This window comes from Phreatobacter sp. AB_2022a, from assembly GCF_026847585.1.
In the GTDB taxonomy this organism is placed as follows: Bacteria; Pseudomonadota; Alphaproteobacteria; order Rhizobiales; family Phreatobacteraceae; genus Phreatobacter.
In genome coordinates, this window is sequence record NZ_JAPSET010000002.1 from 125,001 (window position 1) to 142,193 (window position 17,193).

General features: G+C 58.0%; 12 protein-coding genes and 2 pseudogenes (1 of these 14 cut by a window edge). 11 read left to right on the top strand and 3 right to left on the bottom strand.

The window, feature by feature from the left end:
- The 9 genes and pseudogenes from OZ671_RS02020 to OZ671_RS02060 all read left to right on the top strand — a co-directional run.
- Positions 1–490 carry the end of a mannose-1-phosphate guanylyltransferase/mannose-6-phosphate isomerase gene (locus OZ671_RS02020; RefSeq protein ID WP_268859163.1) on the top strand. 923 nt of this gene lie to the left of the window's left edge, so only the last 490 of its 1,413 coding nucleotides appear in the window; its start codon lies beyond the left edge, outside the window; the stop codon is at positions 488–490.
- 313 nt (positions 491–803) lie between these two features.
- Positions 804–1,793, top strand: a complete 990-nt coding sequence (gene gmd / locus OZ671_RS02025; protein ID WP_268859164.1) for a GDP-mannose 4,6-dehydratase — start codon at positions 804–806, stop codon at positions 1,791–1,793.
- Positions 1,794–1,800: 7 nt separating this feature from the next.
- Entirely contained in the window at positions 1,801–2,769 is a 969-nt protein-coding gene (locus OZ671_RS02030; RefSeq protein WP_268859165.1) for a GDP-mannose 4,6-dehydratase, read from the top strand.
- 277 nt (positions 2,770–3,046) lie between these two features.
- Positions 3,047–4,291: a glycosyltransferase gene (locus OZ671_RS02035; RefSeq protein ID WP_268859166.1), complete on the top strand. Its 1,245-nt coding sequence runs from the start codon at positions 3,047–3,049 to the stop codon at positions 4,289–4,291.
- Entirely contained in the window at positions 4,284–5,846 is a 1,563-nt protein-coding gene (locus OZ671_RS02040; RefSeq protein WP_268859167.1) for a glycosyltransferase family 4 protein, read from the top strand. The genes OZ671_RS02035 and OZ671_RS02040 overlap by 8 nt, the downstream gene beginning before the upstream one ends.
- 122 nt (positions 5,847–5,968) lie before the next feature.
- Positions 5,969–6,226: a hypothetical protein gene (locus OZ671_RS02045; protein ID WP_268859168.1), complete on the top strand. Its 258-nt coding sequence runs from the start codon at positions 5,969–5,971 to the stop codon at positions 6,224–6,226.
- Positions 6,227–7,179: 953 nt separating this feature from the next.
- On the top strand, positions 7,180–8,703 hold the full coding sequence (locus tag OZ671_RS02050; protein ID WP_268859169.1) for an FkbM family methyltransferase: 1,524 nt from the start codon (positions 7,180–7,182) through the stop codon (positions 8,701–8,703).
- A gap of 15 nt (positions 8,704–8,718) precedes the next feature.
- Positions 8,719–12,357, top strand: coding sequence for a glycosyltransferase (locus tag OZ671_RS02055; RefSeq protein WP_268859170.1), 3,639 nt, complete (start codon positions 8,719–8,721; stop codon positions 12,355–12,357).
- A 72-nt stretch (positions 12,358–12,429) separates the two neighbouring features.
- A pseudogene (locus OZ671_RS02060) lies at positions 12,430–13,373 on the top strand (IS630 family transposase).
- Positions 13,374–13,379: 6 nt separating this feature from the next.
- Here the strand turns inward: OZ671_RS02060 and OZ671_RS32030 are convergent.
- Positions 13,380–13,751: an IS5 family transposase gene (locus tag OZ671_RS32030; RefSeq protein WP_442957047.1), complete on the bottom strand. Its 372-nt coding sequence runs from the start codon at positions 13,749–13,751 to the stop codon at positions 13,380–13,382.
- Between OZ671_RS32030 and OZ671_RS02065 the strand changes: the two are divergent.
- Positions 13,746–14,069, top strand: a pseudogene (locus OZ671_RS02065) (integrase core domain-containing protein); the annotation flags it as partial. The gene OZ671_RS32030 and the pseudogene OZ671_RS02065 sit on opposite strands and share 6 nt — an antisense overlap.
- Before the next feature lie 101 nt (positions 14,070–14,170).
- Here the strand turns inward: OZ671_RS02065 and OZ671_RS02070 are convergent.
- Complete coding sequence (locus tag OZ671_RS02070) at positions 14,171–14,977, bottom strand: class I SAM-dependent methyltransferase (protein ID WP_268859171.1); 807 nt, start codon at positions 14,975–14,977, stop codon at positions 14,171–14,173.
- 243 nt (positions 14,978–15,220) lie between these two features.
- On the opposite strand from OZ671_RS02070, the gene OZ671_RS02075 reads away from it, so the two are divergent.
- Positions 15,221–16,537 carry a glycosyltransferase family 4 protein gene (locus OZ671_RS02075; RefSeq protein ID WP_268859172.1) on the top strand — a complete coding sequence of 439 codons (1,317 nt, stop codon included), beginning with the start codon at positions 15,221–15,223 and terminating at the stop codon, positions 16,535–16,537.
- Between the two features lie 7 nt (positions 16,538–16,544).
- Here OZ671_RS02075 and OZ671_RS02080 read toward each other — a convergent pair whose 3' ends face one another.
- Entirely contained in the window at positions 16,545–17,024 is a 480-nt protein-coding gene (locus tag OZ671_RS02080; protein WP_268859173.1) for a DUF2938 domain-containing protein, read from the bottom strand.
- Between the last annotated feature and the right edge of the window lie 169 nt (positions 17,025–17,193).

A 17,193-nucleotide genomic window follows, 5' to 3' on the forward strand; every position in this document is an offset into this window, starting at 1 on the left:
AGAAGCGCTGGTCGCAGTCATCGGCCTTGACGATGTGGCCGTGATATCGACCCGCGACGCGGTGCTGGTGACACCCAAGGCGAAGGCCGACAAGGTCAAGGAGATGGTGGCACTGATCACGGCCCGGGGAGAATCCGAAGCCGGTGCCCATCGCGAGGTCCAGCGGCCGTGGGGTAAATATCTTTCGATCGATCTCGGTACCCGCCACCAGGTCAAGCGCATCACGGTGAAGCCGGGCGGCGTTCTGTCTTTGCAGAAGCACTACCATCGGGCCGAACATTGGGTCGTCGTGCGCGGCACCGCCGAGGTGACACGCAACCAGGAAACGATCGTGGTGCACGAAAACGAGTCCATCTATCTGCCGATCGGTTGTGTGCATCGCATGGCCAATCCGGGCAAGATCCCGCTCGAGATCATTGAGGTGCAGGTCGGGTCCTATCTCGGCGAGGACGACATCGTTCGTCTGGAAGACGTCTATAAGCGCGCCTGATCAGCTATGCCAACGCCTGTCCAAGCAAGGATGGAATTGATATGCTTGGTCGACGCGCCTCGACACGCCATCCGAACGCAGATAAGCAGATCATGAGGTGGTGGAGCCCTGCTCCACCATTACGATTTCCTCGATGGGTCGTGCGGGCCGTCGGCATCAAGGCGGACAGCAGAGAGGCCTCTCGCATCGGCAACGCCTGGTCGGGAAATAGCCGGACGCAACGCGCGCCACGTTGACTTTCAGGCCATGCCGCGGGTACCAGCGCCCGCATCGACCATTCAGCACTGCGGACAAAGCGGAGCCACTTCACGACATGACTCAAAAGCGTGCTCTCATCACCGGGGTGACCGGGCAGGATGGTGCCTATCTATCCCAACTCCTGCTGTCGAAAGACTATGAAGTCCACGGCCTCTTGCGCCGGAGCGCCTCGGCAGATGTCGTCAACAGCCGTCTGACCTGGCTTGGAATTGCCGACAAGGTGATCCTTCACGACGGCAATCTGACCGACCTTTCGGGCCTGATCCGCACCTTTGAGGAGATTCAGCCGGACGAAATCTACAATCTGGCCGCGCAATCCTTCGTCAAATCTTCCTGGCAGCAGCCGCTCCTGACAGGGGCCGTCACCGGGCTCGGTGCCGGAAACATGCTGGAAGCGACCCGCATCGTCTGTCCCAAGGCGCGCTATTATCAAGCTTCCTCTTCCGAAATGTACGGCTTGATTCAGGAGCCGGTGCAGTCGGAGAAAACGCCCTTCTATCCGCGCTCGCCCTATGCCGTGGCCAAACTCTACGCGCACTGGATGACGGTGAACTACCGCGAGAGCTTTGGCCTGCATGCTTCGAGCGGCATCCTGTTCAATCACGAATCGCCGCTGCGTGGCATCGAATTCGTGACACGCAAGATCACCGACGGCGTTGCCCGCATCAAGCTTGGCCTGCGCAAGGATCTGGCGCTGGGCAATCTCGATGCGAAGCGCGACTGGGGACATGCTCGTGATTATGTCAAAGCCATGTGGCTCATGCTGCAGCAAGAAACGCCTGACGATTACGTTGTAGCCACAGGTCGTACCGTTTCGGTGCGCGAGTTCTGCGAACTCGCCTTCGGCCATGTCGGGCTGAATATGGAAGACCATGTGGTGATCGATCCGCGCTATATGCGGCCTGCCGAGGTCGAGGTTCTGCTGGGCGATCCGGGCAAGGCCCGCAAGGCACTGGGTTGGGAGGCGGAAACCCGTCTCGAGCAGCTCGTTGCCGAAATGGTCGAGGCCGACCTCGCTCGCCTGAAACAGCACGCGCATCTTTGATCGCGCCATGCCGACGATGATGCGCGTTCTGGTCACAGGTGCTGCCGGCTTCGTCGGCTCCCATCTGGCGCAGGCTCTGAAGCGCGCCTGCGGCGATGATGCTCTCGTCCGCGCAACATCGAAAACGGCGGGGCAGCACCCGGACTATGGGCCAGTCAGCGCCCTGGATATCGAAGATGCGGCGGCCGTCGCGCAAGCAATCCAGGACCATGCACCGACGCATGTGATCCACCTCGCGGGCATCGCCGCCCCATCTGCGGCCAACGCCAATCCGCGCCTCGCCTGGAACGTCCACCTCGGCGGCGCCCTCAATCTCGGCGAGGCCATTCTCCGGCATGCCCCGGCCTGCCATTTGCTGCATGTCGGGACCGGGCTCGTTTATGGCGCCACGGCAAAATCGGGACAGCCGCTCAGCGAGGATGCCCTGCTCGCGCCAACCGATGGATATGCGGCCAGTAAGGCTGCCGCCGACCTCGCACTTGGCGCGATGAACCAGCAGGGGCTCAAATGCATTCGCCTGCGGCCATTCAATCATTCCGGGCTCGGGCAGAGCGATGCCTTTGTGATTCCGGCCTTCGCGCGGCAGATTGCCGAGATCGAGGCGGGGCTCTCCCCGCCGCAATTGCGGGTTGGCAATCTCGACGCCGAACGCGACTTCCTCGACGTGCGTGATGTTGCGCGAGCCTATATACTCGCGATGCTACGTGCGGACACGCTCGAGGCAGGCGCGATCCTAAACATTGCTTCCGGCATGCCTCGACGTATCGGCGATGTTCTCGAAACCCTCCTAACGCAAGCGAAAGTCAAGATCGAAGTGGTCAGCGATCCTGCGCGCATGCGACCGAGCGACCTGCCCCGAATCGTTGGCGACGCCAAACGTGCCGAGAATATCCTCGGCTGGTCGCCGCAACATGGCTTCAGCGACATGATCCAAGTCGTCCTGGATGATTGGAGAACGCGTACAACCGTTCGCTAACGCTCAAAGTGGAGCTGCTTGAGCCCACGGGAGGAGAATATCCATGCCCCATTCGAGCACAACAAATCATGCGCCGCGAACAAGAACCCGCCATTGGCGCTGAGCGGGACCAAGCATCACACGGGTTGCTCCGTCCGTCCAGCTTTTTGAATTAATCCGGACCTGCCAGCCATTCCCCTGTCGGTGCGTCCGCATCGTTCACGCGGGGAAGGCCGGTCTGGCCCACTTGCGGTCCGCAATATCGAAGGTCCCGCCGAGAACGAGGATTCGGGAAACGATGACGATCCATTCGAGCGGGAACTTGGTCATCCTCAGCACCTATCCGATCGCGGAAGCTCGCCATGGCGGACAGCTACGTGTCGCCAATATGAAACGCGCCTATGAAACCGCGGGTTGGGCAGTCACGACGTTGGCAGTCTATCAAGCAGAAGCCTACGGCGCCTCACAGGTCGGTTCCCGCGACGTCCCTTTTCCGATGAGCAGCACTTATCGGCGGTTTGCGGGACAAGACGTTCCTTTCATCGCGGACCTCCAAACTGGCGCATTTGCAGTCGCGGCGGACGGTGGCTTCGATCATATTCTGGACAATTTGCCAACCAGTGTTGCCGTGTTTCAAGTGGAACACCCCTGGCTCTGGCCATTGGTTGCGAAGCTAAGGCAGCGACCTGAATTTGCGTCCAGTCTCGCGGTCTATTCCTCGCACAATATCGAAACCCCTTTAAAAGAAGGCATCCTTGCGCCTTTCGAAAATAAGCTGATACCGCAAGCAATCGAAGCGGTCGAAGCTGCAGAAAAACGCGCGGCCCGCGAGGCGGATCTAACGATTGCGGTATCGGCAGATGATGCGAAGACACTGCGCAAATGGGGGGCACGCCAAGTTGTCGTAGCGCCCAACGGCATTGCTCCCTGGCAGGCGACAGAGAACGATTTGCGGCGCTGGAGAGAACGGCTGCCCGCATTCCCTTGGTTGCTGTATATCGCCAGCGGACATCCGCCGAACTATTCTCATTTTCTGGAGATTTTCGGTGGATCACTGGCGTGCTTTCCGCCGACGAGCCGGCTGGTCGTCGTCGGGGGCGTCTGTGAGCCCCTCTATCACCTGGTTGCAACGTCCAAATGGAACAGCCTCAATCTGTCGCGTCTTCAACTACTCCATCAGATCAATGACGAGGACCTTGCGGCGGTCAGATCCCTTGCGCATGGCTTCATCCTGCCAATTCCCTTTGGCGGCGGAACGAACATAAAAACGGCTGAAGCTCTTTTTTCCGGTAAGCATGTAGTTGGCACTCAAGCAGCCTTCCGCGGCTACGAACACTATCTGGACCTTCCGGGTGTTGTGGTCTCGTCAACAGCGCAGGGCCTGCAGGCAGCAATACGGAAGATAATCCTCATGCCACCAAAAGCTGCCGACAACGACCCGACAAATCGCGAGCGACGTCAGTCGCTGCGATGGGATAAAAGCCTGGAACGAGCAGTTCAGGCCGTTGACGAATTGACTAGAAGGGAAAGCGCTCGTGGGTAAGATCTGGCTCGATGTCACGACAATCCTCAGCTGGAACCGTCCAGCTGTCGGAATCGTTCGCGTTGAGGCCGAATGCGCGCGGTTTGCGCTCGCGGAGCGGTCTGACGACATTCGTTTTTGCCGTTACGAACATGGCACGGGTTATCTGCCGGTCTCCACGCAAGCCGTCGAGCAAACAATCGAGCGTATCAGTCAAGGCCATCCGGCCCGTGCACATCTGGTTTCGGATGCTCACAGTTCTTTTCCCGAGCCAAGGCGCCCGCTTGAGAAAAGGCTTGGAGCGCTCGTGCAACGGCTGACTAGCTATCTGCCTGATGCCACAAAGGTCCGCCTCCTGACCTTTCTCGGAAGCAAGCGCGAATCGGCAGGCGCGGTCATCAATGCCGCAAGGGAACTCCGGCGCGCACTCCGGACCTGGCGTACTTCGAGATCCGTGGGCCTTACAGAAACGCCAGGTATTCCGCTGCGCGATTCCGTCTGCTGCCCCTTCGCAACCGGGGACGTCTACATGACCCTCGGCCTTGATTGGGACCAAAAGGAACTACCCGTTATTCTTGAGTTGAAAGCGGCAATAAATTTCAAAGCAATATTTTGTTGCTACGACATCATTCCGGTCAAATTTCCACACCTCTGCGTTGGCGACGTCGCTGCAATATTTGCGCGTTATTTTTCCGACGTTGCCTGGTGTGCCGATGAAATCTTGTGTATTTCAGAGTGCAGCAAGCGCGATCTCGTTGACCTCCTTCGCACGCTCGGCGCCCCTACTCCCCAAGCAACGGTCTTCCGGCTTGGTAGCAACATCTCTGTCGCGAACGGGGCGGAGGTATCTGAAAACATCAAGAAGACGGTTGGAGATCGCTTCGTTCTATTCGTCTCCACTATCGAGCGGCGTAAAAATCACGAGACTCTCTACCGAGCCTATACGCGCCTTGTTGATAAGGGTGAAACCGACCTTCCAAAACTCATCTTCGTCGGGATGCCAGGTTGGGGCGTTATAGATTTTTTGGCCGATATAAGACTTGATCCGCGCGTACAAGGGTTGATCGAAAATCTGAGTAACGTAAGCGATTCAGATCTCGCGTGGCTTTATCGGAATGCCCTGTTCACCGTATTCCCCTCGCTTTATGAAGGGTGGGGTCTTGCCGTAGCCGAGAGCTTGGCCGCTGGGAAGTTCTGTCTTGCATCCGATCAAGGTTCCATTCCGGAAGTCGGAGAAGATCTAGTTGAGTACCTTGACCCATGGGATGTTCCGCTCTGGGCCGAGCGTTTGAAATGGTATCTCGACAATCCGACCGCTCTCAAAAATGCGGAAGAGCGAATCCGGATGCACTATGTGCCGTCGCACTGGGACGCAGCAGCAAAAAGCGTATTTGAGCGAGCCTATCGCCTCGTCACACCGACAACGGCGCTCCAGATCGCGCCAAACGGCCCGTTTAACGATGGCCGCTCTAGGCAAAAAATGGCCGCGGACGAGACGTCCTCAAGAACAGAAGCCCCGCTTCATCCATCAATGAAGCAATCTCACACACCATGTACCAGCGCAACATTGACATAACGCAAAAACGGGAGGTTATTGACCCCGCGGGTTCTTGTCCGCCACTCGACGGGACCTGTTCGATCACGTTCAGGGCCAGGCCATAGGGCCGCAGAGCGGGCAGCTTTGCACCGAAAGGCTAAGTGCATCTTCTATCCTTTTTTGCTGCCGAGATTGTTGACGACGACAATGTCGCCGGGCCGCAAGGGCGGCAGCAGCGGTTTTTCGACATAAATCGCGAGGCCGCGCCTTTGATCAACGTGCCGAAGACACAAGACGCCTCGATGCCGATGCAGCGGTGCACTGCCAGAAAGCTCCGCCTCTCCGGGGGATGCGCCAGCCTGGCGGCCAGCTGTCGCCGCGCGATCTCCAGCCTCGAAGTGGAACAATATTGGTCTTGACCCCGGTCTCGCCAACGAAGACTGGGTGGCATGGATCCTGCTTGCCCTAATGACACTTCCAAAGGCCCAGCGACAGGCGATTTTGGCAAGGTCCTATTCGCGCACCAAACCTCCTCTAATCGACCGAGTCTCTCAGCGCGAACAAATTCTCAAACCGCCCTATAGCTGAGCTTGGTGTCCCACGCCGCCAGCGCCGCCTGTAGCCGCCGCAGGTTCACTAGGCATCCAGCGTCTCATTCCATTAGCCAAGCACGGCGCACGGCCGCCCAAAGTGGCGTTGCTCGCCCATTGGATAGGATGCTGCGCCCGCGGTTTGCCCACAGCGCCGCCACCATTTCACGACATTGCATCGCCTACCTGAAAGACCTATGCTACCGAGCGAATTGTCTCGCTGCGGCAACCATCCACTCGCGCTGGTGAAAGAAATAAGACTTCACCATACTCTACAAACCTCGGTCCAGCCGATCATTTGAATAGATCCGCGCCTCCAAGGCAGCCCCTTCGATTCGACCTGAGACGTCACCAACTGGCACTTCCGCACGGCTTTGCGATGCTTCCGCTTGGCTGCCGACTATCTTGCAGATTCTCGCTCCTTTCCCCACGCCTATGGCGCCTTGCTAACAGTAAGATGGACTCATTCCACGACGAGACACTTATGAAAACGGGAGCATATATCTCACTGAATTATTTCTGCTTTACTCGCGCAGGCAGCTCAGTCGGGTGCTCCATTCCAAGAGATTTCTCCGGTACAATTGAAATACGTTTCACCGGGCTCTTGATAGCGGCAGTGACGCCAGATAAATTCGCGCTCAAATCTGCCTGACAGATCTCTCACCTTATGGCGGGCAGCTTCTCCCACTTCGGAAGCTGGATCTCCATGCTGTCTCTTGAAATACTGATCGTTGTCCAGGAATAATAATATAAACTTCGCTCAGTGTGAAAGCGTCAAATCGATGATTTCGTATGCCCAGAACTTCGAAGATGTTATTCTGTCACGTGCCCTTAAGCATGTCGTTGACGGATTTTATATAGATATCGGCGCGCAAGATCCTATTATCGATTCGGTGAGCCTCACGTTCTACGAGCGAGGCTGGCGCGGAATTCACGTCGAACCAAATCACGTCTATGCTAATGCACTCCGCGAGGCACGCCCTCACGAGACCGTCATACAGGCTGCGATCGGCCGCAAAGGTGGCATCATTCAGTTTTGGGAGTTTCCAGAGACGGGATTGAGCACGGGCATTGCGGAGATCGCTTCACAGCATCGAAGCGACAATCGGCCGAGCAAATCAACTGACGTGCCTTGTATTTCCTTGGCTGATCTTCTTGATACTTATGGCAATCGTCCTGTTCATTGGCTCAAAATCGATGTTGAAGGCATGGAAGCCGATGTCATCGGCAGTTGGGCACCATCCTCTATCAGGCCATGGATTGTCGTCGTAGAAAGCACAAAACCCAATTCGCAAGAGCCCAGCTTTATGGCATGGGAACCAGCACTTAAGGAGTTGGGCTATCAGTTTGTTTACTTTGATGGATTGAATCGTTTTTATGTTAACTCTGAGCAGGAGGATCTAAAAACGTTCTTTGGGGCCGGCCCCAATCTTTTCGATGCTTTTGAACTTTCAGAGCGCTCGATATTTGTTCGGAACGTCATCGCAGCGCACGCGGCGCGCGATCAGGAACGCACACAGGAGATTGCGCGACTCGCCAACGTCGCGGACGGAATGAGTCGTGATGTCTCCGTGGTCGACGCGGCGCTGGATCGAGCGCTCGGCTTTTTAGCCGATCTCAGAGGGGCCACGAAGGGCGTGCAGGGCGAGGCCGGTCAACATCCGACGTCGGGATCGGAGAATCGCGCGGAGTTTCATGCGCTACTGGCCGACCTCGCGCTCGAACGCGTAGGACGACCTCCCGAGTGTTCCGAACAACTGAAACTGACCCTTCAAAAAATAGCAGATCTTGTCGAGATCGAGGTGCACAACATTTCCTCGCTTAGCCACCGTGTCCAAACGGCAGAATGGCAGGTCGAAGCAGCACGCCAGAGGAGCACGGCAGACCTTGGCACGATTGCTGATCTATCTGGCATGCTGGAACAAAAGACGAGAGAACTAGATCTGGTCAGCGGCCAGCTGTCAGCTGTGCTAGCCTCCACTTCATGGCGGGTGTCGGCACCAATTCGATGGACTGGTCGGCGCGTTCGTTGTGCGCTCCGCCCCCTTCTTGAGCAACTTTACACCGCTGCGCGGCGCTTCCCAGCGCTGAAGCCGTTCGCTTGGTCGCTGGTAAGCACGGTTCCGCCACTCAAACGCAAGCTCGTTCATTTCGCGCAGGCGCGGGCTTCCGCGGCGCCCGAGCAGCATGAAGCGAAGCTAACCGAAGCGGCGGGCTCTGCTGCCGACGCGCCCGCTATTCCAATACGCGATGTGCCACTTTCACTTCGCGCCAGGCAAATCTTCACCGACCTTAGCCGTAATTGAATAGTCGGAAGTGCAATGAAATTGGTCGTTGACTTAGCGGGATTGGATTCCGCTAGCCGTTTTCGCGGCATCGGGCGCTACACGCGTGGTTTAGTTGCGGGGCTTTTGCGCAATAAGGACCAGCATGATGTCTGGCTCGTCGCCAGCGCCAGCCAGACTGAATCCCTGGCTGCGATCCGTGCGGATTTCAGCGAGTTGATTCCGTCATCGCATATCGTCCCTTATGAAACCTTGCGCTGCGATTCATATCATGAACCTACAGATCGCTGGCGCCGAATGGCAAGCGAGCTGGTAAAGGAACATGTTTTAGCGAGCCTCGAGCCAGACGTTATTCTGCATACTAGCATTTTTGAGGGGTTTCGAGGTGATGTCTTTACGTCGATCCAGCCCCTGGCCGGAACGGCGCGCCGTGTCGCGATCGCGTACGATCTGATACCGGCACGGAATCCAGATCACTATCTTCCGTCGCCCGCTATTCGGGCCTGGTACGCGGATAAGCTGCGAGCATTCAGTAGCAGCCACCTTTTCCTCGCCATCTCCGATTCGGCGGGTAAGGAGGTCGCCGCAGATCTCAAGATTCCACCCGAGCGCATCATCAGCATTATGGGGGGTGCAGATGAATTTTCGGAGCGATCGACCTATCGGTCGTCACAAAAAATATTAACCGCGGAAGATTGGCATATTGATAAACCATACTTTATTTACACAGCGACATACGAAAAGAGAAAAAATTTCGAAACACTGTTAAAAGCCTTCGGACGGCTCTCGAAGCGAATCGTAAATTCCTACAAACTCGTTCTTGTGACTTCTAACGAACCTGCCGTGATTTATGAAATCAAGCGAATTACACAGATGGCGGGTGTAAACTATGCTGATATTGTCATCACAGGCAACATTTCTGACGCACACCTGCGGCATCTTTACGAAAATTGCCTAGCAATGGTATATCCATCAACCCACGAAGGATTCGGACTACCTATACTCGAAGCAATGCACTGCGATGCAGCCGTTATCGGCGCTAATACTTCTAGTATACCCGAGATCATCGGCCTACAAGAGGCGATGTTCGACCCCTATTCCGTCGAAGCGCTTGCCGAAATGATGATGCGTATCACGAGCGATGAAAAATACCGTCAACGGCTCAAGAAAAATGCAGTTGCCCGACGGGCCTTGTTCAATTGGGACAGGACGGCGCGTGCGGCATGGCGAGCACTAGAACGTATTCCCGATCTCGGGGACCAACGAGGTCGTACGAGTCGGTCTTCTTGCTATGGGGCGCTCATCTCTGCCATCCGCGCGATACCTCCCGCCCACGCACATCCGACTCCCACCGATCTGCGGGAATTAGCTAACGTCGTGGCGACCAATCTCGATGCAATCGACTCCGTATCTCCTCGAACGGCGAACGGCGGCCGGCGGGCCTACCGTTTGGAAGGACCGTTCGATTCAACTTATAGTCTTGCTCTTCTCAACAGGGAAACAGCGCGGGCGCTCAAGGCCAAAGGAGAGTTTGTTGTCCTCCACTCAACTGAAGGGCCAGGCGACTATCGACCTGATGAGGCGTTCTTGCAAAAGAACCATCCGGATATTTTGCCACTTTTCGGGAATAACTTGGAAGACTGGCAAAATAGATCGCTCATCATATCGCGAAACCTCTATCCGCCGCGCGTGAATGATGCTGCGGGCGCGGGTAACTTCCTCCATCACTATGCTTGGGAAGAGAGCCGCTTCCCCACCGAATGGGTGGACCAGTTCAATCTTCACCTCGATGGGCTGACCTGTCTGTCCACGCACGTGATGAAAGTGCTGCAAGACAATGGCGTTGCCGTGCCGATGAAGGTATCGGGGGCCGGCGTCGATCACTGGGAGAGCATCGTCCCCGGTCCGGAGGTGGATTTCCCGGGCAAGACATTTCGCTTTCTTCACGTATCGTCTTGCTTTCCGCGGAAGGGCGCCGATGTCTTGCTTGCTGCTTACGGGAAGGCCTTTCGTCAAGCAGACGACGTAACTCTCATAATCAAGACGTTTGAGAATCCACACAATACGATTCGAGCCGATCTGCAGGCATTGCAAGCCAGCGACCCAGACTTTCCCGACGTTTTGTTGATTTTCGATGATCTGCCTGACGCTAAGCTCAAGGCCCTTTATCGGCACTGCCAGGTTCTTGTGGCGCCGAGCCGGGCGGAGGGCTATGGGTTGCCTCTGGCCGAGGCCATGCTGACCGGCATACCGGTCATCGCCACCGGATGGAGCGGACAGCTCGATTTCTGCAATGAAGAAACCTCGTGGCTTGTCGATTACCAGTATGTACCGGCGAAGACACATTTCGAAATGTCATCGTCCGTCTGGGCCGAGCCCGATTGCCACCACCTTGCGGAACGCATGCGCGAGGCGCATGCCGCGTCGCCAACAGAACGGGCACGGAAGGCGGCGGCGGGGCGCGAGTTGCTCTTGGCCCAACACAAATGGAGCGACGTCGTAGATAGATTCTGCAGCGCTGTAGACGACTGGGCCGCACAGAGGCCTCCGCCGCCTCACCGGATCGGCTGGATTACGACTTGGAACTGTGAATGCGGAATTGCAACCTATTCCGAGCATCTCATCCGCTGGCTTGCACCGAGGCCGATTATTTTCGGTGCCATCGACGATGCTTTGATCACGCCCGACGAGGATGGCGTTGTCCGTGCTTGGCAAAAAGCCGCCCCGGGTTCATCACTCCAACCTTTAGCCGAAGCCGTGGAGCAATCGAAGGTTGATGTTATCGTTATTCAATTCAATTTCGGCTTCTTTGATTTTGAGAATCTCAAATCATTTGTCCTGGAGCAAAAACAAAACGATCGAACGGTTCTCATAACCTTGCATTCGACAATAGACCCGCCCGGATATCCCGAAAAGAAATTATCCAATCTTGCCGATGTCTTGAGAGCTTGCGATCGTGTTCTGGTGCATTCCCACCACGACCTGAACCGGTTAAAAGAGATCGGGGTTGTGACCAATGCGACGCTTTTCCCGCACGGGGTTATCGACGGACCGGCTTCCAATTTTGCAGCGCCTCCATCTCATGCTCCCTTTACTGTTGGCAGTTATGGGTTCTGCTTGCCTCACAAGGGGCTCCGCGAGTTGGTGAAAGCCTTTAGCATTCTAGCGCAAGCAGATCCCTTACTCACTCTACAGCTTTTCAACGCGGAATATCCGGTCGACCTATCCAAGGATCTTGCGCGTGACCTGCGCGCCGATATCGAAGCGCTGGGCCTTACGGAGAGGGCACAATTGCGGACCGAATTCTTGCCGGATGAGACCGCACTTGCGCATCTGAGTCAGTGTAATCTTCTCGTTTTTCCCTATGAAAAAACAGGCGAGTCGGCGAGCGGCGCCGTTCGGTTTGGTCTGGCGACGGGGCGGCCCGTCCTCACGACAGATTTGCCGATCTTCGAAGACGTCAAAGCATTGGTCTTTCAGGCAACAAGTAACGAGCCCGCCACTCTGGCAGGCGATATTGCCGAGATCATCAACCGCCTCCGCGTCGGAGATTCCTCCATCGCGGATCGCGCTCGGGCTGCCGAAAAGTGGCGCCGGGAGAATTCCTACGAGGCGTTAGCCTCTAGGCTGGCGGGCTTGATCAAAGCATTGCGACTAGAGCGTTTCCGTGGTTGATCGAATCGGGAGGGATTCCCGCGGTCATTGGATTGTGATTCAAGATGCCGGCTGAGCGGAGGCCAGCATCTAATGGTCCGACCTCTTTCGAATGATCTGCGCGAACGAGTGGTGGTGGCTGTGTTGGCCGGCGAGACGAGCCGGTCGGTTGCGGTTCGGGGCGGCGGTGTCTTCCTTGGTGAAATGGTCACAGCGCCAGCGGACGACCGGCTCGGTGGCCCCGGGCCAGATGGGTGGCCACCGCAAGTGGGTACTGGAACCCCATCGTGCCGTCATCGCCGAGCGGATCGGCCAGAATTCAAGCCTGACGCTGCATGCCCTGAAGGCGGAGCTGGCGGCGCGGGGGATCGCGGTCTCGCATGATGCGATCTGGCGCTTTCTGCGCCGCGAGGGCCTGCGCTTCAAAAAAAAAACGATACTCGCCCTTGAGCAGGCCAGAGCCGACGTGGCCGCAAACGCCAGCGCTGGCGGGCGTGGCAGGCGCGGCTGGATCCCGGCAAACTCGTTTTCATCGACGAGACCTGGATCAAGACCAACATGGCTCCGCTCTATGGCTGGGGCCAGAAGGGCAAGCGCCTGAGGGCGTCGCGCCGCACGGGCACTGGCGCACCCTGACTTTCCTCGGCGCCCTTCGCGCCGGCGCGCTCGCCGCCCCTTGTGTCTTCGATGGCCCGATCAACGGTTCATGCTTCCGCGCCTATGTCGCGCAACTGCTCGTCCCCACGCTGAACGCCGGCGACATCGTCATCATGGACAATCTCGGCAGCCACAAATCCCCGGCGATCCGTCCGCTCATCAAGGCCGCCGGCGCAAGGCTCCGGTTCCTGCCGCCCTATTCGCCCGACCTCAATCCGATCGAGCAGGCCTTCGCCAAGATCAAGCACAGGATGCGCACAGCCCGGAAGCGAATCGTCGACGACACTTGGCGGCACATCGGCACACTCGTCGCCGGCATCGGCCCTGCCAAATGTACCAACTACTTCGAAAGTGCCGGCTATGCTTCAATCAAAACATGAAACGCTCTAGGTGGTGGACTCATAAGTCCTAAGCCAGAGGCGGGTTGAAGCGAGCAGCACGGCGGCGAGGAAGTTCCTGGCGAGCTTGTCGAAGCGCGTTGCGACGCGCCTGAAGTGCTTGAGCTTGCAGAAGAAGCGCTCGACCTGGTTGCGTTGACGGTAGATGGTCGGATCGACGGAGCGCTGGATTTTCCGATCGCGCTGGGTCGGGATGTGAGGGCAACCTCCGCGATCTCGAACCAGGTCGAGGATGGCTTGGGCGTCGTAGCCCCTGTCGGCGACGAGAGCTTGCGTTGGCGGCAAGCCGTCGATGAGGGCCTCAACGGCAGCCTTGTCGGAGGCTTGGCCAGCCGAGAGCACGATCCGGAGCGCTGGCACTCCATTGCACCTGGCCAGCCGATGCAGAACGGCTTCATCGAAAGCTTCAACGGCCGGCTGCGTGACGAGTTGCTCAACGAGACCCTGTTCTCGTCGCTGTCGCGGGCGCGCACCGCCTCGGCCAACTGGCGCGTCGACTACAACACCGCATGCCCTCATTCGCAACTCGGATGGCAGACCCCAACTGTCTTCGCCTCGACCTTCACCCCGCGTCGGCCGCTGGCGCCGCGCCATGCGACAAGCACAGCGCCAGAACTCGCCGCTTCACCTGCCCCAAAGGGCTCCACAACCGCCAGAAACGAACTCAGAACTGGATAAAAACTGGGGGCAACGTCAGCAACGACAAATTCACTTCAGCATACCGCGATACTTGTTGCCCCAATCAACTTTATTCGACTAAATTGCCTGTGAAAATCCCTTCACGTCTTCTTCCGCAAGAAGACCATGAACGATGTCCATTGGACAAAGCCGTCATTTAAAATCACATGTCGACGCCTACGGTGAACTCCATCGCTTCTGAAACAGATCTGGTCAATAAGGTAATCCAATGGAGGCAAGTCCCAGCTCATACCATCCACCAACTCCAATTCGGGCGATGCACCGATAACATATTTCTCTATCTGATCTCGCGTAAAAAATTCCGCATGCCGATACTCAGGAAGAAGAAGATATTCGGTCGCAATACATACAATTCCGCTTGGCTTTACCACTCGACCCATTTCCCGGACCGCACGGGCCGATGCCTCGTGTCCACCAAAATGCTCAATTGATGATAGAGACCAGCAAAAATCGAACGAATTTGAAGCATAAGGAATATCGGTTCCGTCGACATTAGCGAATGTTACCTTTTTAGAATTAAATTCCCTTGCGCAAAATCTCTTGGCATCTTTTACAATTTCGGCAGGCGCTTCAGCCCCATTGCTGCCTGCCCAAGCCTCGTTTCCATAGAGATCGGTCGCTGTGACGTGGCCGATTCGGTCGGCAAGCCAAAATATGACCGGCTCGCGCCCCGCTCCTACCCCAAGCGCCTGCGCATTCGGTTGTAATGCACCAAGCTTTTCGAGACCGTATAAGCAATGCGTCCATTCCCATCCCTTTCGGTATATCTCTCCTTCGTGCGTCTTAAAAACATGCTTGTCTATCGAATATGTTTCGAGCTCAAGATGTAGAGATAGCCATCGCTCATCACTGTAACGCGAAACGTTCATGACTTCAGATAGGGGCACGAGCGAATTCCTCGGAGCAGATATGACAATAGTGGAGCGAGGTTTTTACGCCACCTGGTGGACGCTTGCGAACGACTCGCCCGTTCAACTGAGAAAGCACGAAATGGGTTTCTATTGCAATGAGAACGAGAATTACATGCGATCCCAATGCTACTAACGTGTCTTGACAGCAGTGTCGACGATATCTTGAACCTAATCCCAGCCTCCATCCGATGGCCCCGGGCCACGCTCTGTCGTGCAAGGATGCGCCGGGACGGGTGGTTCGCTATGAGACGCCTTTCTCAATCGAATATAGGCACCCCCTTCGTGATCACTCCGCTTTTCCAACTCTTGCATCACCATGTCTGGCGTCGATTGCCGGTTGGACCGCGACGAGCCCTCTTCGCACGCATTTCGGCTTGGCGGGCGCCTGCCATCAGCACGGAAGCCCAGGCCAGGCAGCCGTTTATCATCGTTGGCTTTCTGAATCAGACCTCCGGCCTCGGCGATGCGGCGCGCAAGTCGCATGACGCGCTGAAAGCGGCTGGCTTCGAGGTCTATGGCATCGACGTCACCGCGACGCTGATGCATGAGGCGAACTACCCCGATTTCCGGTTCGACGATGGCCGCGAGCTGGTCGGCGCCGGCACCCTCATCATCCACGTGAGCGGCCCGTCGATCCCGCGCGTCATGGCCTTTCTCGGCAGACGCCTCGTCACCGGCAAGCGCGTCGTCGCTCACTGGTTTTGGGAACTGCCGAAACTGCCGCGCGACTGGCGAAGGGCGCTTCCCTTCGTCCACGATTTCTGCGCCAGCACACGCTTCGTTGCCGATGCCATCCGACCGCTCGCGGAAGCAAGGCCGGTGCATGTCGTCAACTATCCACTGACGGTGCCGGCGAGTGGCGGGCGCGCGCCCAAGGCGGCCGCAAGCCCCTTCACCGCCCTCGTCCTGTTCAACATCGCGTCGAATTTCGCGCGAAAGAACCCGTGCGCGGCCATTCGGGCCTTCCGTCGAGCCTTCGGTGACGATCCCGGCGTCAGGCTGGTGGTCAAATATCTCAACGCTGCGGCCTGGCCCGAGGCGATGAAGGAGATGCGTGCGGCCGCCGGCGGCGCGGCGAACATCGTCATGAACGGCGAGGTGCTCGACGATGCCGGTATCGATGCCCTCTATGCCGAGGCCGACGCGGTCGTCTCGCTGCACCGGGCGGAAGGGCTGGGGCTCGCGGTTGCCGAAGCGATGATGCGCGGCATTCCGGTCATCGCCACCGACTGGTCCGGCAATACCGATTTCTTCTCCGCCCAGTGCGGTTTCCCGATCGGCTACCGCCTGGTTCCGATCGAGGATCCGCAAAGCAATTACGCCGGCAAGGGCGTTGCCTGGGACGACCCTGCGGACGCCCGTTGGGCCGAGCCCGATATCGAGGAAGCCGCCGACGCGCTGAAAATCCTGCGTTCCGACCCCGATCTTCGCCAGCGCCTCGGCGCTGCCGGGATCCGGCAGGCGCGGGCCTTCTTCGACCCGGCCCTGCATGTGGAACGGCTTTCGGCCCTTCTCCTCAGCGAGCCTCCGCGCTGAAGGCCCCTCACCTCACCACCCACGCCACCCCAAACATCGCCAGCCCGAAAATGGTGTGGCTGACGATGTTGAGGGCCCGGATCTGGCCGGCATTCGGGCGGCGCGACGCGGCGATGCCGGCGCCCATGCCGGGCTGGAGGATGAACCAGCCGCAGCCGACGGTGACGAGGCCGACGACGAGCGGCCAGGCGGGGGTCGGGGCGAGGCGCCAGGCGGGACCTGCGAGAACGAGGGTCGCCGCGGCGAAGAGGATGCCGACGGCATAGTGGCAGAGCCAGCCGAGCGCGAGCTCGTTGGCGATCGGTTCGGCCTTGGCGATGTCGGCATGGACGACGGTGCCGCGCGGCAGATGGCCGAACCAGCGGCCGACCATGGCCCAGTTGGCTGGCGGAATGCCGAAGGCGCGCTTCAGGACCAGCGCCCAGAGATCGATCACGGCGGTCGCGGCAAGGCCGATCACCACCGCGCGCCAGATGAAATCCACCATGCCCAGCCCCTCGGACGCCCGTGTGCGGCCTCGAGGCACGCATCCCCGCCATGGTTGCAGCGATTCGCCGAAAGGGAAAGCAAGGCGGCTGCAGAGCCAGCCTGCATGAGCGGCGCGTGGCGCGTGGGGCGTGGGGCGTGGCGAGCGGCGAGCGGCGCGTGGCGCGTGG